This is a genomic window from Bradyrhizobium sp. 192 (genome assembly GCF_023100965.1).
Taxonomy (GTDB): Bacteria; Pseudomonadota; Alphaproteobacteria; order Rhizobiales; family Xanthobacteraceae; genus Bradyrhizobium; species Bradyrhizobium symbiodeficiens.
In genome coordinates this window covers 3,256,845-3,275,812 of sequence record NZ_CP064690.1, presented here as the reverse complement: position 1 = coordinate 3,275,812, position 18,968 = coordinate 3,256,845, and the positions used below count along the sequence as shown (strand labels likewise).

Sequence of the window (18,968 nt, the reverse complement as noted above, 5' to 3'; positions counted from 1 at the left end):
CAATTCATGGAACTCCTTCTGGCGTCGGCGCAGTGTACCAGACCGCGAACGTCTTGCATCCCGGCAAAAGGGACAAACTGTCACCGTGGCCAGACCGGACCTGGAACCCGCGTTCACAGCTGCGTGTCGCCCCAGACCTGTGGATTGGCGCCCGCGGAAGGTCGATCGGATCGACCATTGGAGGGCGTGAGACAAAACACCGCCCTCCTCATAATCTTCCCCCGCAGCGCAATTCCTCGCGATTCACCCCTCGCACTATTGATTTGAACAGTTCCAATTTGCCGGACACATTGCGCCTCTGAGTTCAATCGGCGGATTGGGCCAATCAGGGGACTGCGATGGCAAACCTAACAATCAACGGAAAAACCTTCACCCTCGACGTCGAGCCGGATACGCCGCTGCTCTGGGCGATCCGCGAGAATGCCGGCCTGACCGGCACCAAATACGGTTGCGGCATTGCACAATGCGGCGCCTGCACGGTGCACATGGAAGGCGTTGCGATCCGCTCCTGCGGCGTCTCGGTCAGCGAAGCAGAGGGCAAGAAGATCACGACCATCGAGGGACTCGGCTCACGCGATGCCTTGCACAAGGTGCAGGAGGCCTGGATCGCCCAGGACGTGCCGCAATGCGGCTATTGCCAGAGCGGCATGATCATGGCGGTGGCGGCGCTGCTGAACGAGAAGCCGAAGCCGACCGACGCCGATATCGACGAGGCCATCACCAATATCTGCCGCTGCGGCACCTTCCAGCAGGTGCGCGAGGCGATCCACACGATCGCAAGCGCATAAGGAGCCGCCCATGAACAAGCATGTTTCTCCCAGGATGAATCGCCGTGCCTTCGTCATCGGCAGCGCCACGCTCGGCGCCGGCCTTGCCGTCGGCCTCGATATCCCCTTCGGCGGGCCCGCCGTGGTCCGCGCTGCTGACGGCTCGCCGGAGATCGGCGCCTGGGTCGTGGTCAGGCCCGACGACACCGTCGTGATTCGCATCGCCCGCTCCGAGATGGGCCAGGGTTCGCTCACAGGTCTCGCCCAGCTCGTCGCCGAGGAACTCGAATGCGACTGGACCAAGGTCACGACCGAATATCCGACGCCGGGCCAGAGCGTCGCCCGCAAGCGCGTCTGGGGCGATTTCTCGACCGGCGGCAGCCGCGGCATCCGATCCTCACAGGACTATGTCCGCAAGGGCGGCGCCACCGCGCGCGTGATGCTGATCCAGGCCGCGGCCGAGGCCTGGAAGGTGCCGGTCTCCGAATGCACGGCAGCGAACAGCGTCATCACCCATACGCCATCGGGCCGGACCACGACCTACGGCAAGGTCGCCGAGGCCGCGGCGAAGCTGACGCCGCCGGCCGACGTCAAGCTGAAGGATCCGAAGGACTGGAAACTGATCGGCAAGGGCGTGAAGCGGCTCGACACCGTCGACAAGACCAACGGCGCCATGATCTACGGCGTCGACGTCAAGCTGCCGGGCATGCTGAATGCCGCGATCAAGGACTGCCCGGTGTTCGGCGGCAAGCTGAAAAGCTTCGACGAAGCCAAGATCGCCGGCATGAAAGGCGTCAAGAAGGTCGTCAAGGTCGGCGATACCGCGGTCGCGGTCGTTGCCGACACCTGGTGGCGCGCCAAGACCGCGCTGGATGCGCTGCCGGTCGTCTGGGACGAGGGCGACAACGCAAAGGTCTCCAGCGAGTCGATTGCGAAGTGGTTGGCCGAAGGCCTCAACAACGACCAGCCGGCCTATGTCGGCAACAAGAACGGCGACGCCAAGGCGGCGATTGCGAGTGCGGCCAAGAAGGTCGAGGCCGTCTACTCCTATCCTTACCAGAACCATGCCGCCATGGAGCCGATGAACGCCACCGCGCTCTACTCCGCGGACAAATGCGAGGTCTGGTGCGGCACGCAGAATGGCGAGGCGGCGTTCGCAGCGGTGCTGGAGGCCTCCGGCCTGCCGGCCGACAAATGCGACGTGCACAAGGTGATGCCGGGCGGCGGTTTCGGCCGGCGCGGCCAGACCGACTATGTCCGCCAGGCCGTGATGATCGCCAAGGAAATGCCAGGCACGCCGGTCAAGCTGATCTGGTCGCGCGAAGAGGACATGGCGCACGGCCGATATCACCCGATCACCCAGTGCAAGATGACCGGCGCGTTCGATGCCGACAACAATCTCGTCGCGCTGCACTACCGCCTGTCCGGGCAGTCGATCCTGTTCTCGCTGCGCCCCGAAGCGCTGCAGAACGGCATGGACCCCGCGGCGTTCCAGGGCGTCGCCCAATCCGGCGAAGCTGCGTTCGGCTATTCGGTGCCGAACCTGCTGGTCGAGCACGCGATGCGCAACCCGCACGTCCCGCCCGGCTTCTGGCGCGGCGTCAACGTCAATCACAACGCGATCTACATGGAGTGCTTCATGGACGAGCTGGCCCAGGCCGCAGGCCAGGACCCGCTCGAATTCCGCCGCAAGCTGATGGGCAGTCACCCCAAGCACCTCGCTGTGCTCAATGCGGTCGCCGAGAAGATCGGCTGGAGCACGCCGGCGCCGCAGGGCGTCTATCGCGGCATCGCCCAGGTGATGGGCTATGGCAGCTATGTCGCCGGCGCCGCCGAGATCTCGGTGACCGACGGCAACAAGATCAAGGTGCTTCGCATCGTCGCCTCCACCGATCCCGGCTACGTCGTCAATCCGGCCCAGGTGGAGCGTCAGATCGCGGGCTCCTTCGTCTACGGCCTCTCGGCGCTGTTCTATGGCGGCTGCACCGTCAAGGACGGCAAGATCGAGCAAACCAACTTCGACACCTACAATTCGATGCGCATCAACGAGATGCCGAAGGTGGAATCGGTGATGGTGCCGAGCGGCGGGTTCTGGGGCGGCGTCGGCGAGCCGACCATCGGCGTCGCAGCGCCAGCGGTGCTCAACGCCTACTTCGCCGCGACCGGCAAGCGCATCCGTTCTGTGCCGCTGCGCGACCAGAACATCACCTTCGCCTGACAGACGCCGCGGCGGCCACGACAGGCCGCGGCGGCGTCTTTGCCTGGAATGATCCCGATGACGAGGCGCCCGATGACACGGCGAAACGCCGTGCTCGGCATCACCGCGGCAGCCGCAACGCTGGCGCGACCGTCGATCCTGCGCGCGCAGTCCGCAGGACGCGTCGTCGTGGTCGGCGGCGGATTCGGCGGCGCGGCTTGCGCGCGGGCGCTGAAGGCCGCACAGAAAAATATGCAGGTGATCCTGATCGAGCCCAACTCGGTCTTCACGTCCTGCCCCTTCAGCAACGCAGTGATTGCGGGCCTTCGCGGCATCGAGGCGCAGCAGTTCGGCTACGACAAGATTGCCGCCGATGGCGTCACGGTGATCGGTCAGGCCGTGACCACGATCGACCCGGAGCGACGCAGCGTCGTGACGAATGATGGCGTCGCGCTGCCCTATGACCGTCTCGTGCTCTCGCCCGGCATCGACTTCCATGTCGAAGCCCTGCCCGGCTATGACGATGCCGTGTCGGAAAAAATGCCGCACGCCTGGAAGGCCGGCGCGCAAACGCTGTTGCTGCGCAGGCAGTTGGAGGCAATGGCTGACGGCGGCACGGTCGCCATCGCCATTCCGGCCAATCCTTCGCGCTGTCCGCCGGCGCCGTACGAGCGCGCCAGCCTGATCGCGCATTATTTGAAGGCGAACAAGCCAAGGTCAAAGGTTCTGGTGCTCGACGCCAAGGACAGTTTCTCCCAGCAGCGGCTGTTCGAGAAGGCGTGGAAGGAGCTCTACGGCGACATGATCGAGCGGATCGGCTTGTCGCAGGGCGGCCGCGTCACCTCGGTCGATCCTTCGACCAGAACCATCGTCACCGAGTTCGGCAATTACACACCCGATATCGTCAACGTGATTCCGCCGCAGCGTGCGGGACGCATCGCCGGGATCGCGGGCGCTGCGGATGCGACCGGCTGGTGTCCGATCGATCCTGTCACGTTCGAATCGAAACTCGTCAAGAACATCCATGTCGTCGGCGACGCCTGCCTTGGCGGCGGCATCCCCAAATCGGCATCAGCCGCAAGCGCGCAAGGCAAGGCCTGCGCTGCCGCGATCGTCGCTTTGCTCGCCGGCCGCACGCCGGAGCCGCCGCGGCTGACAGGCGTCTGCTACAACACCGTCGCCCCCGGCTACGGCTTCTCGCTCGCGGGAAATTACCAGCCCAAGGGCGACATCTTCGCCGAGGTCGAGGGCGGCGCGACGAGCCCGGTCGATGCGCCGCGCGAGTTGCGGGCGCGCGAGGCGGCGGAGGCGGAGCGCTGGTTTCAAACCATCACGGCGGAGTGTTTTGGCTAGGACATGATGAGCCCAAGCTGCCGCCACGAACGTGATGCGCTCCCTCCCCCGCCTGCGGGGGAGGGCTGGGGAGAGGGTGCCTCCACTCGCGAGGACCCCCAAGAGGAAAGAGCCCTCACCCGGCGCTACGCGCCGACCTCTCCCGCAAGCGGGCGAGGTAAATGGAGTTCGCGGCAACGTCATGCGTCCCATCAAAGATCTGCGATTGCAGCATTCATCGTAGCGAGCCTCGCCTTCGCCTCGCCCATCAAGGCGGACGAACTCGCCGCCTACAAGATCACCGGCGACGGCATCGCAGAACCGCTCACCGGCGCTCCCGGCGATGCCGCGCTTGGCCGCGCGCTGGTGCTGGCGCGCACCACGACCTGCATCCTCTGCCATTCCGGCCCCTTCCCCCGAAACGCGATTCCAGGGCGATCTCGCGCCCGACCTCGCCGGCGCCGGGAACCGATGGACGACGAGCCAATTGCGGCTTCGATTGGTCGATGCGTCGCGCTTCAACGCGGAGACCATCATGCCGTCCTATTATCGCGCCGACGGCCTCGTGCGGGTGGGGCGCAATTTTGCCGGCAAGCCGATCTTGTCGGCCGCGGAGATCGAGGACATCGTGGCTTTTCTTGCAACGCTTCGCGACTAGGACTGTTCATGCCAACCACGCGACGACAATTTTTGAGCCTCGCCGGAGGCGTCACTGCCGCCGGGACTATCCCGATCGCCACCCTGCGTCCGCTTCAGGCAAATCCAGCGATGCTCAACACCGCGATCCGCAACGTCGTCGGTGAAGCGCCGGTTCGCACCGGCAAGGTGAAGCTCGACATTCCACCGCTGGTCGAGAACGGCAATACCGTGCCGATGACGGTAACCGTCGCAAGCCCGATGACGGCTGACGACCACGTCAAGGGCATCCACGTCTTCAATGAGAAGAACCCGCAGCCCAACATCGGCAATTTCTATCTCGGCCCCTCCTCCGGCCGCGCCCAGGTCGCGACACGAATCCGGCTCGCGGACACCCAGAAAGTGGTGGCGATCGCCCGCTTTTCCGACGACACGTTCTGGCAGGTCGCCGTCGATGTCGTCGTGACGCTGGCCGCCTGCACCGAGGAGATGAACTGATGGCCGCGCTCATCAACGTTCCCGCCAAGGCCAGGCGCGGCGACGTCATCGAGATCCGCACGCTGACCTCGCACATCATGGAGACCGGCTTCCGCCACACCGCGGACGGCAAGCTGGTGCCGCGCGACATCATCACGAGCTTCACCTGCCGCTACAACGGCACCGAGATCTTCCGCGCCGATCTGTTTCCGGCGATCGCGGCCAACCCCTATCTGTCCTTCTTCACGGTCGCCAAGGAGAGTGGCAGGTTCGAGTTCGAATGGATCGGCGACAACGGCTATTCTTCAACCGCCTCGGCATCGATCACTATCGAATGAGCGTTTGGCGCGCGATAGCAGCGGCGGCCTTGGTCGCCGCGGCCCCTGCCCTGCTCGCCGGTGAAATCCCGCCCGATGCGCGCCGCTCCGGCTATTCCTTCATGGGTCCCGACACGCGCGCCATGCAGGACGAAGACACCTCCAATCCCGGCATGCTGTTCGTGCTCGACGGCGAACAGCTATGGGGCAAGAAGACCGGCAGCGCGGAGAAGGCCTGCGCGGATTGCCATGGCGATGCGCGCAGCAGCATGAAGGGCATCGCGGCACGCTATCCCGCCTTCGACAAGACGCTTGGTCGCCCTGTCACGCTCGACCAGCGCATAAATCTCTGCCGCGCCAATCGTCAGCAGGCTGCGCCCCTGCCCTACGAGAGCCGCGACCTCCTGGCGCTGTCAGCCTTCGTCGCCCATCAATCGCGCGGTGTCGCGATCACCGCCGGCGACGATCCGCAGGCAAAACCCTTCGTGGAGCAGGGCCGGGAGCTCTTCGCGCAGCGCGAGGGCCAGCTCAACCTCGCCTGCACCAATTGCCACGATGACAATTTCGACAAGCACCTCGCGGGCGCGCCGATCACGCAAGGACAGCCGACCGGCTATCCGCTCTATCGCCTGGAATGGCAAACGCTGGGATCGCTGGAGCGGCGCTTACGCAGCTGCATGAGCGGCGTGCGCGCCCAGGCCTACGATTACGGCTCGCCCGAGCTGGTCGCGCTCGAGCTCTACCTGATGTCGCGGGCGCGCGGCCTGCCGATGGAGACGCCGGCGGTGCGGCCCTGAGACGAAAACGGCCGGCGACTGCCGGCCGCTTTACGGAAGTCCGCTCCGTGACCTACTCCGCCGGCGCGGCCGACATCTCCGGATGCGCGGCATAGTGTTCGCCGGCGCCGAGCTTGCTGGCCGCGAACAGACCGGCGGCCATCGCAGCATAGGCCAGCGCCACCGCGGGCGTGACCCCGAAGCCACCACCGATGCCTACGGCTTCACCATGCATGAAGCCGAAGTAGGTAAGCACGGCACCGACCAGCGCGAAGGCCGATGCCTTCTCGAAATCTCGCTCGATGATGAAGACGCCGATCGCACCCAGGATGAGGCCGCCGAGGATGGAGCCGCCGCCCATCACTTCGAGGCCGTGATAGAACACGCCCTGCTGCGGCAGCGCGGCGATCGCGGCAGCCTTCACGGCGTCGGCCTTGTCGGCGGCCATGCCGCCGACGGTGGCCGCCGCATTCATGGTCGAGCCAAGCATGGTGTCGATCTGCAGCTTGGCCCAGGCAGCCAGATGCGGCGTCAGCGCCAGCACGATCGCGGGCGCGTGCTTCACCGGCGTGGTCTGGAACGCCTGCGCGCCGATCAGCATGCCGATATAGAGCAGGATTGGCGAGATCGCGACCACGGGTACGAGTGCCAGCAGCACCGAGATGATGCCGAACCAGGCCAGCACGATCACCATGAGCCCGGTTGCGGCGGAGTAACCGATGCGGCCGCCCATCGCCTTCCAGCCGGGATGGCCGATATAGACGGCGTTGATGAAGGGATTGCCCATCAGGCAGCCGATCAGGCTGACGACGCCGTCGGCCGTGAGCACCCGCGTGGTCGGATATTCGTCGCCGGCCGCTTCCGCGCTCTCGACATTGTCCATGGCTTCGACGAGGTCGTAGATGCCGAACGGAATCGCGGTGACCAGGATGATGCCGAGGAATTCGAAGCCTGAGAAGACGTAGCCCACGGCGGGAATCGGCACCGAGAAGCCGAAATTGGCGAAGGCATCGCCGACGCCCTTCACGCTCAGGCCGCCGAGACCGAGCCCGAACAGGTTCGAGCTCCAGGCAATGATCATGCCGACGGCGATCGCGACGAGGCCCGCGGGAATGCCACGCCAGTATTTCACGCCGCCGAACCAGCTCACCAGGATGATGGCGAAGCAGACCAGACCGATCTGCGGCGTCATGTACATCTCCAGCGCCGGTCGCATCGAGATGAAGGTCACGGAGACGCCGGCAAGCGTGCCGAGCAGTGCCGCACGCGGCGTGATCTTGCGGATGAACGGCGCAATGAAGCCGCCGATCATGAGAATGAAGCTTTGGAAGAACACCCAGACGAGGCCGGCCGACCAGCCCTTGAGCGGGTCACCGGTCTTGATCGTGATCGGCAGCATGATCACGAAGGTGACGATGAACATGTGCGGCACGCTGACGCCCGAGGGCAGAGCGCAGACGTCGTTGCGGCCGGTTCTCTGCGCGAGTCGATAGGCGAGGTAGGCGTAGTAGAAGGTCGAGAGGCACATCATCAGCCCGAGCGCGGGCACGATGCGGCCGAACACGAGACTGTCAGGCATCTTCAAGACGAAGCGCAACAGGCCCGTGAGCACCAGCATGTTGACGAGGATGTTGGTGCCGAAGCCGAAGAACGCGTTCCAGTCGCCTGATGTCCATAGTACCGGCTTGAACTCGGACTTGTTCAGTTCAGACTTGCCGGCCGTCCCCGTCAACGTGCTCATGACAATACCCCTATGTGGTCAAAACCTTCATTGCCTCCAGGACCGCAGCTGAGCTCGCGACCCAGCCGAAGATGCCGCCCTGGGCCTTGATCATCTTCAGGCCCATCTCGTGAAACTCGGGAAAGTAGGACGCGCAGCCGTCCGACATGACGACGCAGCGGTAGCCGCGGTCATTGGCTTCGCGCACCGTGGTGTTGACGCACACCTCGGTCGTGACGCCGCACACCAGCAGGTTCTCGATGCCGTATTTCTCCAGCACGTCCGTAAGCTCGGTGGCGTAGAACGCGCCCTTGCCGGGCTTGTCGATCACGATCTCGCTGTCGAGCGGATAGAGCTCGGGAATGATATCGTGGCCGGCCTCGCCGCGGATGAGGATGCGGCCCATCGGGCCGGGATCGCCGATGCGAAGGCTCGGCGCGCCGCGCTCGACTTTGGCCGGCGGCGCATCGGAGAGGTCGGGCAGATGGCCCTCGCGCGTATGGATCACCAGCATGCCGGTGTCGCGCGCCGCCGTCAGCACCGCGCTGATCGGCTTCACCGCGCGCGCAAGCTGGCTGACGTCGTTGCCGAGCGTCTCGCCGAAGCCGCCGGGCTCCATGAAGTCGCGCTGCATGTCGATGATGAGAAGCGCGGTGCTCGGCCAGTCGAGCTTGATCGGCTCGGGCTCGGCGCTGATGACGCCCAGTGTCGGCTTGCTCGAGTTCAGCATGACGCTAGCCCCTCGCGAGAACTCTCTTTGCCAGAGTTCTGCAAGCGCCGTGCCATTGTGTACAATTGCGGTGCCGGGCAAGACGCGAAAGAAATCGCAGTATGCTCAGGAGGTTAGGAAGAGAACCGACGCCTGCTTATTCCCTGTGCGACGACTTTGCGAAGTGCATTTGCTTAAAGGATGAGCGCTCTCCGTCGTCGTTCCGGGGCGACGCGTAAGCGTCGAACCCGGAATCCATCGGGCGACCAAACATGCAGTGAAATGGCTTCCGGGCTCGCGCTACGCGCGCCCCGGAATGACGAAGGTATCGTTAGCGAGTCGCTCCATACAGCCGCCGATACTCCTGCTCGTAGGGTGCATAGGAGTCTTTGAGCGTCGCCATGTTCAGCAGCATGGTCGCCACCACAACACCCGCCTTGTCGAACACACGCGTCCTGGCCCAGGCGCTTTCGGTGCGGCGGCTGCCCGAGAGCGCGACCACTTCGCGCTCGACCTCGTAGTCCTCATCGACGAAGAGCGGGCCCTTGATCAGCCGGATCTCCTGATCGGCAAACAAGCCGACGGCCGGCCCCTTGGCCGGCAGTAGATCATCCTTCGAGCGGTACTGGAACAGCACGCTCAGCATCTCCATCGGGATGATGGCCCTGCCCCACGGATTGTCGGCGCCGGAATAGAATGGCGAGTTTTCGGTGATGACGGCGAGCTTCTGCCGCAGCGAGAAAGGATAAAGGTCGCCCATGGTCTGATCGAACGCCATGCGGACGGTCTGCCGCTTGCCGGTCTGCGCCACCTTGACGTCGCGCAGGATCACAGGATCGGCCAGCGGCTTGAGCTCGGCGAGGCGGGCCTCCAGCGCAGTCGCTGCATGCGGTTCGCCGACGGAGGCCGTGCCGCGCAGCACCTCGGTGCCGTCACGCTTGACCATCTGGATCTGGCACTGGCTTGTCCCGGGCAGTGGCTTCGACAGGATCGCCTGCACCTCCTCGCCTTCGTAGCAGACGCTGCGATAATGCGCGGACAGGCAGCCGGTCTCGAACCAGGCATGTCCCCACAGACGCGCGCCGAGCGGGGCGAACTGGCTGAAATGCGTCGGGCCTTCGATGGTGCCGCCCTTGAAGCCGAGCTTCTGCGCGGTGGCGTCGTCGTGAATGGACGCGTGCGCGTCGTAGGTTTGCGCCTGCAGCATCTGACGCGGTTGGCGCCACGGCCCGATCAGGGCCTCGGCCGTTTCCGTGATCTCGGTCTCGAATGCATTTGCAGCCATGATGTTCTCCGCTAGCAAGCCATGACTAGCAGGAGCGCCACGGATGCGGCCAGCGATATTGACTTCGACGGCCCATACTCTTGACTGTGCTCTTCCGCTTCGCAAAGCCGTAAGCCTCCCGCGGCGCAAAATCCCTCGCCGGACCAGGACAACAAGGATCCCCGAAATGACGCTGTTGCAGGTCGAGCTGGACGATAAATACCGGCTCGAATCGAAGCGGATCTTCCTGTCCGGCACACAGGCCCTGGTCCGCTTGCCGATGTTGCAGCGCGAACGCGACCGGCTCCAGGGGCTCAACACCGGCGGCTTCATCTCGGGCTATCGCGGTTCCCCGCTCGGCATGTACGACCACGCGTTGTGGCGCGCGAAGTCGCACCTCCAGCAGCACGACATCGCCTTCGTCCCCGGCTTGAACGAGGATCTGGCGGCCACCGCGGTCTGGGGCAGCCAGCAGGTCGGCCTGTTCCCCGGCGCCAAGGTCGATGGCGTGTTCGGCATCTGGTACGGCAAAGGCCCCGGCGTCGACCGCTCGGTCGATGCGCTCAAGCATGCCAATGCGGCCGGCACCTCGCTCAACGGCGGCGTGCTCGCGCTCGCCGGTGACGACCACGGCTGCCAGTCCTCGACGCTGGCACATCAGAGCGAGCAGGTGTTCGCGGCGGCGCTGATCCCGGTGATCAATCCGGCGACGCTGCAGGACTATCTCGATCTCGGCCTTTACGGCTTCGCGCTGTCGCGCTTCTCCGGCTGCTGGGTCGGCTTCAAGGCGATCAGCGAGACCGTGGAAAGCTCGGCCTCGATTGATAGCGATCCGGAACGCATCAAGATCGTGCTGCCCGACGATTTCGAGATGCCGCCCGGTGGCCTCAACATCCGCTGGCCTGATCCGCCGCTGGACGCGGAGAGGCGCCTGTTCGGGCCGAAGATGGCCGCCGTGCAGGCCTTCGCCCGCGCCAACCAGCTCGACCGCATCGTGCTCGATTCAAAGCCGGCGCGGCTCGGCATCGTCGCGACCGGCAAGGCCTATCTCGACCTCCGCCAGGCGCTCGCCGATCTCGGAATCACCGACAAGGACGCGCAGGATCTGGGCCTGCGCATCTACAAGGTCGCGCTGACCTGGCCGCTGGAGGAAAGCGGCGCCAAGCGCTTCGCCGAAGGCCTGCAGGACGTGCTCGTGGTCGAGGAGAAGCGCGGCTTCATCGAAGACCAGCTGATGCGCATCCTCTACAACATTGATGCGTCGGCGCGCCCGACCGTCACCGGCAAGCGCGACGAGCGCGGCGCGCCGCTGCTGCCGAGCGAGGGCGAACTGACGCCGACCATCGTCGCCGGCGCGCTGGTGGCGCGCTTGCGCAAGCTAGGCCATCACAGCCCCGTGCTGGAGCAGCGCCTCGCGCGGCTGGAGGCCTTCGACAATCCGGTCACCACCAGCACCCAGATCAAGCTCGCGCGCACGCCGTTCTTCTGCTCGGGCTGTCCGCACAACACCTCGACACGCGTGCCCGAGGGCAGCCGCGCCATGGCCGGCATCGGCTGCCACGGCATGGCGCTGAGCATGCCGACCCGCCGCACCGATCTGATCTCGCATATGGGCGCGGAAGGCGTGAACTGGATCGGCCAGTCGCCCTTCACCACTGAGAAGCACATCTTCCAGAACCTCGGCGACGGCACCTACACCCATTCGGGTCTTCTTGCCCTCCGCGCCGCATCCGCTGCCGGCATCAACATCACCTACAAGATCCTCTACAACGACGCCGTCGCCATGACCGGCGGGCAGCCGGCGGAAGGCGCCTTCAACGTCGCGCAGATCGCGCATCAGGTCTGGGCCGAGGGCGTCAAGCGTCTTGCGATCGTCTCGGACGATCCGAGCAAGTACCCACAAGGCAACTACTTCCCGCAAGGCGCGACCATCCATCACCGTCGCGAGCTCGATGCCGTGCAGCGCGAGCTGCGTGACGTCGAGGGCCTCTCGGTCATCGTCTATGACCAGACTTGCGCCGCGGAAAAGCGCCGCCGCCGCAAGCGGGGGCTCTATCCCGATCCCGCGAAACGCGCCTTCATCAACGAGCTGGTCTGCGAAGGCTGCGGCGATTGCTCGCAGGCCTCCAACTGCGTCTCGGTGCAGCCGCTGGAGACCGAGTTCGGCCGCAAGCGCCAGATCGACCAGTCGAACTGCAACAAGGACTTCTCCTGCGTCGAGGGTTTCTGCCCGAGTTTTGTGACCGTGCACGGCGGTTCGCTCAAGCGGATGAAGACCTCGGCAGTCGATTCCGGCCAGCTGTTCGCCGATTTGCCGCTGCCGCCCGCACGCGAGCTGGACGCGCCCTACAACATCCTCGTCACCGGTATCGGCGGCACCGGCGTCATCACCATCGGCGCCCTGCTCGGCATGGCCGCACATGTCGACGGCCGCGGCTGCTCGGCGCTCGACTTCACCGGCCTGTCGCAGAAGAACGGCGCGGTGATGAGCCATGTCCGCATCGCCCCGAAGCCGGAGGACATCTCCGCGGTCCGCATCACCACCGGCGGCGCCGACGTCATCCTCGGCTGCGACATGATCGTCTCGGCAGGTCCCTCCGCGCTCAGCCGCGCCGAGCGCGGCGTGACGAGGGCTTATGTCAACGCCGACCTGCAGCCGACCGCGAGCTTCGTGCAAAACCCCGATCTCGATTTCGAGATGGGCACGATGCAGACCGTGCTGCGCGACGCCATCGGCGACAACAACCTCGACATCATCGACGCGACAGGTATTGCCTCCGCGCTGATGGGCGACAGCATTGCGACCAATCCCTTCATGCTCGGCTTCGCCTTCCAGAAGGGGGCGATCCCGCTGTCGCTCGAAGCGCTGCTGCGCGCCATCGAGATCAATGGTGCCGCGATCGAGATGAACAAGCTCGCCTTCAGCTGGGGCCGCCTGGCCGCCCACGACATGTCGCGGGTGCGCAGCGTGCTCCAGTTCAAGAGCCGCGCGTCCGCTCCGACCAAATCCCTCGACGACATCATCGCGACCCGCGCCGAGTTTTTGACGGGCTATCAGGACAAGGCCTACGCCGACCGCTATCTCGCGGCAATTGCCAAGGTGCGGAAGGCGGAGAGCGCGGTCTCGCCGGCCTCTACCGAGCTGACCGAAGCGGTCGCGAAAAACCTGTTCAAGCTGATGTCCTACAAGGACGAGTACGAGGTTGCCCGGCTCTATACCGATGGCAGCTTTGCCAAGAAGGTGTCAGAGAAATTCGACGGCGACTTCACGCTGAAATACCACCTCGCTCCGCCGATCTTCGCGAAGCGCGACAAGACTACCGGACATCTCCAGAAGAAGGAATTCGGCGGCTGGATGCTCCACGCCTTCCGTGTTCTCGCCAGGCTTAAATTCCTGCGCGGCGGCACGTTCGATCCGTTCGGCCGCACCGAGGAGCGCCGGACAGAGCGCAAACTGATTGCGGATTATCTGGCGATGATCGACCAGCGGATGGCCGGGCTGAAGGCAGAGCAGATCCCGCTGCTGGCAAGGCTCGCAAGGGTGCCCGAGACCATCCGAGGTTTCGGTCACGTCAAGGAAGCCAACGTCAAGCTCGCGGCGGCCGAGACGGCGCGGCTGGAAGCGGAGTTGGAGAACAGCCGCTTTGCCGCAGCGGCGGAGTAGCGGCGATAAGCTCAGGCGACACGCTCCCCACACATTCGGCGTCATCGTCCGGCTTGACCGGAAGATCCAATACTCCGAGACGGCGGTGAGATACTGACAAGCCGCGGCGTACTGGATGCCCCGCTTTGGCGGAGCATGACAGCGGAGAGGATGGTCAGCCGGAGGCTGACACGCAGGAAACCGGCGCGACCACACCGCCCTCCGCCAGATGCCGCCCCGCGATATACCCGAATGTCAGCGCGGGCCCGAGCGCGATCCCCGGCGCCGGATAATTCCCATTCATGATCGAGCCCATGTCGTTGCCGCAGGCGTAGAGGCCCGCGATCGGCGTCCCGTCCTCGCGCAGCACGCGGGCCTGCGCGTCGACCTCTAAGCCGATCGCTGTACTGAGATCGGCCGGATAGATGCGTAACGCGAAGAACGGCGCGCGCTCGATCGGCGCAACGCAAGGGTTGGGCTTGTGCCCGATATCGCCCAGATGCCGCTGATAGATCGTGCTGCCGCGGCCGAATTCACCATCGCGGCCCTCCTTCGCGCCTTCGTTGTAGCTCGCAAGAGTCGCCGTCAGCGCAGAGGGCTTGGCGCCGATCTTCGTCGCCAGCTGCGCGATATCGGGCGCCTCGATCAACTCGCCGCTCGCCACGTAGCGCCGATAATTTCGCGTGAACGGCTTGATGCGGCCGAGGCCGTAAGCCCACAGGAACCGGCGGTCGCAGAGCAAATAGAACGGCCGGTCCGGCTTACCTTTGCTCTCGCGCAGCATCGCCAGCACAAATTCGTGGTGGGACGCCGCCTCGTTGACGAAACGCCGGCCTTCTGGGTTGATCGCGATCACACCGGGCTTGGCGCAATCGGCCATGTGCGGAAACACGCCGCGGCTGCCGTCGGCGCGGCGGAACAGCGAAGCCGGCACCCAACAGGCCGGGCTGGTCGCGTCCGTGTTGAGCGCGGCACCCGCCGTCGCCGCGAGCCGAAGCCCGTCGCCGGTGCTGAAAGGGTTCGCCACCGAGACAAGTCCGGCCGCCGCCGGGAAGAAGCGCTTGCGCAACACATTGTCGTGCGAGAAGCCGCCGGTCGCCAGCACCACGCCGCGGCGCGCGGCGATCGGCCGGTCGCGCGAGCCATGGCGGATGACCACGCCGCCGACGCGATCGCCCTGCATCGAGAGGTCTTCGACGTCGGCGTCGAAGAGAAATTCGACCTGCCGCGCCAGCAGCGAATCATAGAGCCGCGCCGCAAGTGCGTTGCCGAGATACAGCGACGTTCCCCGCGGACTGCGCAGCCGCTGCAGCGCATATCGAGAGACCAGCCGTGCCGCGCGCAAGGTCGAACGCAGCGACTTTCCAAAGCTGCGCAAATGCGCAACGTCGCGAGGATCGACCATCATCCCGCCGGACAGCGTGAACTCCGGCAGCGGTGGCCGCAATCGCGCAAAAGCTTCGCCCAGCCGCCTGCCATCGAAGCCGACCGGCGCCAGCACGCGGCCGCCAGCCGTTGCGCCCAACCGCTCCGGATAACAATCCGGACAAGACCTCACCGGCTGAAGGCGAACTTCCGTATTGGCTTCGAGCCAGGCGATCGCCTCGGGCCCGCGCGCGAGGAAGGCGGCGCGCAGGCCGGCATTGGCGGGCTCGGGCACCGTGCCCGACAGATATTGGACGGCATCCGCGACGCTGTCGGAGAGCCCGGCCTCCTTCATCCTGGCATTCGCGGGAATCCAGACCATCCCGCCGGACCAAGCCGCGGTGCCGCCGACGAACGCAGTCTTCTCGATCACCAGCACGCGCAGGCCCTGCGCCGCGGCCACGGCCGCGGCTGTCATGCCGCCGGCACCGGCGCCGATGACGACGACATCGTAGATCTCATTCGCCGGCATCATGCGGCAGGTGTCCGGAGGCGAGGCATGCCTAAGTCATACCTCGCCCCGCCCATCGAACGCTAGCGGGCGGGCTTCCGCTCGATCGGATCGATGTCGATCGCCCGCAGGCGGCCGAGCCGCAGCACGTCCATGGCGAGCCGCCGGCCGATGCGGTCGCGATCGAGCACGCGGATCAGATCGTCCACGCCATTGATGTCGACCCCGTCGAGCTTGATCACGACGTCGCCGGGCAACAGGCCCGCCTTCGCTGCCGGACCATCCGGCTCGATCTGCGCGAGCAGCGCGCCCATCTTGTTTTCGATGCCGGCCAGCACCGCGTGCCGCCGTGGGACCGGCGCGGTCTGCCCGGCGACACCGATATAGGCGCGGCGGACATAGCCGTGACGGATGATCTCCGACAGCACGAATTGCGCGGTGTTGCTGGCGACCGCGAAGCAGATGCCCTGCGCGCCGTTGATGATGGCGGTGTTGATGCCGATCACCTCGGCATTCGACGACAGCAGCGGGCCGCCGGAATTGCCGGGGTTGAGCGCGGCATCGGTCTGGATCACGTCCTCGATGGTACGTCCGCTGACCGAGCGGATCGAACGGCCGAGCGCCGAGACCACGCCGGCGGTCACGGTGGATTCGAAGCCGAGCGGATTGCCGATCGCGATCACGAGCTGGCCGCGGCGCAAGGTCTTGGAATTGCCGAGCGCGGCATAGGGCAGATGGCGCGCGCCGTTGGCCCGCAGCAACGCCAGATCCGTATCAGGGTCGACGCCGAGCACCTGGGCATCGCCGACATGGCCCTCCACGTCGCGCAGCCGGATCTCCTTCGAGGTGCCGACCACGTGGCTGTTGGTGAGCACGAGGCCATCGGGCGAGATCACGATGCCCGAGCCGAGCCCGCTGCGCTCGCGCCTGTCAGGCACTTTCGGCCCGGTCTCGACCCGCACGACCGCGGGACCGACCCGGTCGGTCACGTCGATCACGGCATTGGAATAGGCGTCCAGCAACGCCCGGTCATCGGCCGGGGCAGACGCTGTGGTTCGCGATGACGAGGCGTCATCGACGATATCTGAAGTGAAATCCAGCATGGCAAGAGTCCTTGGAGGCTCACACAAATGGTGGCCTTCTCACTGCCGCGCAAGGTGCCCGCCCCGGAGCGCAGGGCTGGACTGCCCGGATGGCTAGGGGACCTGCCTCAGCGAGCCGCCCCTCGCCTTGACCGGATCGAGCAGCGACCAGTCGCCATCCGGCAGCACATGCCCCTTGGGGAACGGCGCGCGCAGCTCGATCCCCAGCGAGCGCAGCACGCGGTCGTCGCGGTAGTAGCATTGCAGCACGACACGGACGAGCGTCGCGGCAGCGACGCCGCCGGCCTCGCGAAACTCCTGCGCCACCGCATCGCGTCTCGCGGCATCGAGCTCGGCGAGCGGCTGACTTGCCAGCCGCGCCAGATGGTCCAGCGCCGCCGCGACCAATTTGGTGTCGCGCCCGAGCGTTGCCAGCATGTCGGCCTGGATCGCGGGGTCGTCGGCGCCGGGCACCTTGTACTCGTCGCTGGCGGGAACGATCATCGCGGCGATGGTGCGGAGGTCGTCGCGCTGGATGCGCGTGAGATTGTCTGCGGACATGGCGTGCCTCAATCAAACAAATTGGCAAGGCGCTGCTTCATCTGGTCGGCGATGTAGAGCGCGAGGGCCTGGATGGTGGAGGTCGGGTTCACACCGCCCGAAGTGACGAAGATGCTGCCGTCGACGATGAAGAGGTTCTTCACATCGTGGCTGCGGCCCCATTCGTTGACCACGGAGCGTTCGGGGTCGGTGCCCATCCGCGCGGTGCCGAGCAGGTGCCAGCCGCCCCACGGGATCGGCGAGTTGACGCAGATGTCGGTCGCCCCGGCGGTCTCCAGAATTTCGCGGCCTCGCGCCAGCGCATAGTCCATCATCTTCTGGCTATTCTCGCTGATCGTGTAGCTGATCTTTGGCGCGGGTATGCCGTGGCTGTCCTTCAGCACGGGGTCCAGCGTGACCCGGTTGTGCTCCTCCGGCAGATCCTCGCAGATCGCGGAAAATCCGAGCCGATGGCCGTTCAGCTTGCGGAAGACGCGATGATGATCCTCGCCCCAGGGCAGAATGCCCCTCTGCTCGCTGACGACCGCCTCGAAGACGGGACCTGCGCCGCGCACGAACTGCACGCCGTAGCCGCGCACGAAGCCGCGCGACAGGTCGGTGTCGTACCACTGCTTGCTCCACAGGCAGGTCGGTGGCGCGCGGTTAGAGTCAGTCGGCTCTTTCACATAGCCGTAGATCTGCGCATAGGGATGGAACATCAAATTCTTGCCGACGAGGCCGGACGAATTGGCAAGACCGTTCGGAAAGCGCGGCGACGCCGAGTTCAGCAAGAGCCTTGGCGTGCCGACGCCATTGCAGGCAATGATGACGACATGCGCCGGCTGGAACTGCTCGACGCCGTCCTTGTCGTAATAGACCACGCCCGAGGCCATGCCGTTCTCGTCGGTGGTGATCTCGCGCACCCGGCAATGAGTGCGCAGCTCGACGCCGGCGCGGATCGCCTGCGGCCAATAGGTAATGTCGGTGGAGGACTTTGCGCCTTGCGCGCAGGCCGGCGTGCAATGGCCGAGATTAATGCAGCGGGCGCGGCCCTCATAGTCCATCGTCGCGACCGTCGTGTCCGACGGCCACCAGTGCCAGCCGAGCTTGTTCATGGCCTTGCCGATGATGGCACCGGACAATCCCATCGGCTGTTGCGGCATCGGCGGGTGCGTCAACGGCGAGAGCGGATCGCCTGACAAGCCGGACGTGCCCATGATCCGGTCGTTCTCTTCGAAGAACGGGGTCAGTGCGTCGTAGTCGATCGGCCAGTCGTCGGCGACGCTGTCGAGCGTCCTCACCTTGAAATCGGAGGGATGCAGCCGTGGCCAGTGCGCGGTGTACATCACCGTGGAGCCGCCGACCGCATTGTAGTTCACGACCTTGATCGGCGAATTGTCGTCGTTGACAGGATAGTCCTCGGGACGGCCGCGCACGTTCGGGCTCGACGACCACTCGCCGTAGAACTTCGCCTCCCAGTCGCGGCCGGCGCTGGGATATTCCGCCGGGTTCATCCAGCCGCCCTGCTCCAGGCAGAGAATGTGCATCTTGGTCTCGGCCAGCGACCACGCCACCGCCGCGCCCGAAGCGCCGGCGCCGATGATCAGGACGTCCACGGGGTCTTTCATCGCA

Annotated in this window: 14 protein-coding genes and 1 pseudogene; 8 read left to right on the top strand and 7 right to left on the bottom strand. The window is 65.6% G+C overall.

The window, feature by feature from the left end:
* Positions 1-338: 338 nt before the first annotated feature.
* From IVB24_RS14900 to soxA, 7 genes and pseudogenes are all read left to right on the top strand, one after another.
* Positions 339-788, top strand: a complete 450-nt coding sequence (locus tag IVB24_RS14900) for a (2Fe-2S)-binding protein (RefSeq protein ID WP_094975455.1) — start codon at positions 339-341, stop codon at positions 786-788.
* A gap of 10 nt (positions 789-798) precedes the next feature.
* The gene (locus IVB24_RS14895; RefSeq protein WP_247773445.1) at positions 799-2,985 is read left to right on the top strand and encodes a molybdopterin cofactor-binding domain-containing protein; all 2,187 of its coding nucleotides are present in this window, start codon (positions 799-801) and stop codon (positions 2,983-2,985) included.
* A gap of 48 nt (positions 2,986-3,033) precedes the next feature.
* Entirely contained in the window at positions 3,034-4,317 is a 1,284-nt protein-coding gene (locus IVB24_RS14890) for an NAD(P)/FAD-dependent oxidoreductase (protein WP_247773443.1), read from the top strand.
* Between the two features lie 204 nt (positions 4,318-4,521).
* Positions 4,522-4,954: pseudogene (gene soxX / locus IVB24_RS14885) on the top strand (sulfur oxidation c-type cytochrome SoxX).
* A gap of 8 nt (positions 4,955-4,962) precedes the next feature.
* The gene (locus IVB24_RS14880) at positions 4,963-5,430 is read left to right on the top strand and encodes a SoxY-related AACIE arm protein (protein ID WP_247773441.1); all 468 of its coding nucleotides are present in this window, start codon (positions 4,963-4,965) and stop codon (positions 5,428-5,430) included.
* A complete protein-coding gene (soxZ, locus tag IVB24_RS14875) occupies positions 5,430-5,747 on the top strand; it encodes a thiosulfate oxidation carrier complex protein SoxZ (protein ID WP_247773439.1) in 318 nt (105 codons plus the stop codon). The genes IVB24_RS14880 and soxZ overlap by 1 nt, the downstream gene beginning before the upstream one ends.
* Entirely contained in the window at positions 5,744-6,523 is a 780-nt protein-coding gene (gene soxA, locus IVB24_RS14870) for a sulfur oxidation c-type cytochrome SoxA (RefSeq protein WP_247773437.1), read from the top strand. The genes soxZ and soxA overlap by 4 nt, the downstream gene beginning before the upstream one ends.
* A 52-nt stretch (positions 6,524-6,575) precedes the next feature.
* Here soxA and IVB24_RS14865 read toward each other — a convergent pair whose 3' ends face one another.
* The 3 genes from IVB24_RS14865 to IVB24_RS14855 form a co-directional block, all read right to left on the bottom strand.
* A complete protein-coding gene (locus IVB24_RS14865; protein WP_247773435.1) occupies positions 6,576-8,243 on the bottom strand; it encodes a regulator in 1,668 nt (555 codons plus the stop codon).
* A 10-nt stretch (positions 8,244-8,253) separates the two neighbouring features.
* On the bottom strand, positions 8,254-8,952 hold the full coding sequence (locus IVB24_RS14860) for an isochorismatase family cysteine hydrolase (protein WP_094975461.1): 699 nt from the start codon (positions 8,950-8,952) through the stop codon (positions 8,254-8,256).
* Between the two features lie 310 nt (positions 8,953-9,262).
* Complete coding sequence (locus IVB24_RS14855; RefSeq protein WP_247773433.1) at positions 9,263-10,216, bottom strand: hypothetical protein; 954 nt, start codon at positions 10,214-10,216, stop codon at positions 9,263-9,265.
* A gap of 166 nt (positions 10,217-10,382) precedes the next feature.
* Here IVB24_RS14855 and IVB24_RS14850 point away from each other — a divergent pair, with 166 nt between their 5' ends.
* The gene (locus IVB24_RS14850; RefSeq protein ID WP_247773431.1) at positions 10,383-13,859 is read left to right on the top strand and encodes an indolepyruvate ferredoxin oxidoreductase family protein; all 3,477 of its coding nucleotides are present in this window, start codon (positions 10,383-10,385) and stop codon (positions 13,857-13,859) included.
* Positions 13,860-14,013: 154 nt separating this feature from the next.
* Here IVB24_RS14850 and IVB24_RS14845 read toward each other — a convergent pair whose 3' ends face one another.
* The 4 genes from IVB24_RS14845 to IVB24_RS14830 all read right to left on the bottom strand — a co-directional run bounded on the left by IVB24_RS14845 (position 14,014) and on the right by IVB24_RS14830 (position 18,964).
* Complete coding sequence (locus tag IVB24_RS14845; protein ID WP_276578255.1) at positions 14,014-15,738, bottom strand: FAD-dependent oxidoreductase; 1,725 nt, start codon at positions 15,736-15,738, stop codon at positions 14,014-14,016.
* Between the two features lie 59 nt (positions 15,739-15,797).
* Entirely contained in the window at positions 15,798-16,817 is a 1,020-nt protein-coding gene (locus tag IVB24_RS14840) for a trypsin-like peptidase domain-containing protein (protein ID WP_140477725.1), read from the bottom strand.
* A 93-nt stretch (positions 16,818-16,910) separates the two neighbouring features.
* Positions 16,911-17,357, bottom strand: coding sequence for a hypothetical protein (locus tag IVB24_RS14835; protein ID WP_247773430.1), 447 nt, complete (start codon positions 17,355-17,357; stop codon positions 16,911-16,913).
* 8 nt (positions 17,358-17,365) lie between these two features.
* Entirely contained in the window at positions 17,366-18,964 is a 1,599-nt protein-coding gene (locus tag IVB24_RS14830) for a GMC family oxidoreductase (protein ID WP_247773428.1), read from the bottom strand.
* Positions 18,965-18,968: the final 4 nt, after the last annotated feature.

Coding starts and splice junctions, on each gene's coding strand:
- IVB24_RS14835 (WP_247773430.1), bottom strand. CDS start 17,357: ATGTCCGCAGACAATCTCACGCGCATCCAGCGCGACGACCTCCGCACC.
- IVB24_RS14850 (WP_247773431.1), top strand. CDS start 10,383: ATGACGCTGTTGCAGGTCGAGCTGGACGATAAATACCGGCTCGAATCG.
- IVB24_RS14840 (WP_140477725.1), bottom strand. CDS start 16,817: ATGCTGGATTTCACTTCAGATATCGTCGATGACGCCTCGTCATCGCGA.
- IVB24_RS14895 (WP_247773445.1), top strand. CDS start 799: ATGAACAAGCATGTTTCTCCCAGGATGAATCGCCGTGCCTTCGTCATC.
- IVB24_RS14845 (WP_276578255.1), bottom strand. CDS start 15,738: ATGATGCCGGCGAATGAGATCTACGATGTCGTCGTCATCGGCGCCGGT.
- soxZ (WP_247773439.1), top strand. CDS start 5,430: ATGGCCGCGCTCATCAACGTTCCCGCCAAGGCCAGGCGCGGCGACGTC.
- IVB24_RS14830 (WP_247773428.1), bottom strand. CDS start 18,964: ATGAAAGACCCCGTGGACGTCCTGATCATCGGCGCCGGCGCTTCGGGC.
- IVB24_RS14900 (WP_094975455.1), top strand. CDS start 339: ATGGCAAACCTAACAATCAACGGAAAAACCTTCACCCTCGACGTCGAG.
- IVB24_RS14860 (WP_094975461.1), bottom strand. CDS start 8,952: ATGCTGAACTCGAGCAAGCCGACACTGGGCGTCATCAGCGCCGAGCCC.
- IVB24_RS14865 (WP_247773435.1), bottom strand. CDS start 8,243: ATGAGCACGTTGACGGGGACGGCCGGCAAGTCTGAACTGAACAAGTCC.
- soxA (WP_247773437.1), top strand. CDS start 5,744: ATGAGCGTTTGGCGCGCGATAGCAGCGGCGGCCTTGGTCGCCGCGGCC.
- IVB24_RS14880 (WP_247773441.1), top strand. CDS start 4,963: ATGCCAACCACGCGACGACAATTTTTGAGCCTCGCCGGAGGCGTCACT.
- IVB24_RS14890 (WP_247773443.1), top strand. CDS start 3,034: ATGATCCCGATGACGAGGCGCCCGATGACACGGCGAAACGCCGTGCTC.
- IVB24_RS14855 (WP_247773433.1), bottom strand. CDS start 10,216: ATGGCTGCAAATGCATTCGAGACCGAGATCACGGAAACGGCCGAGGCC.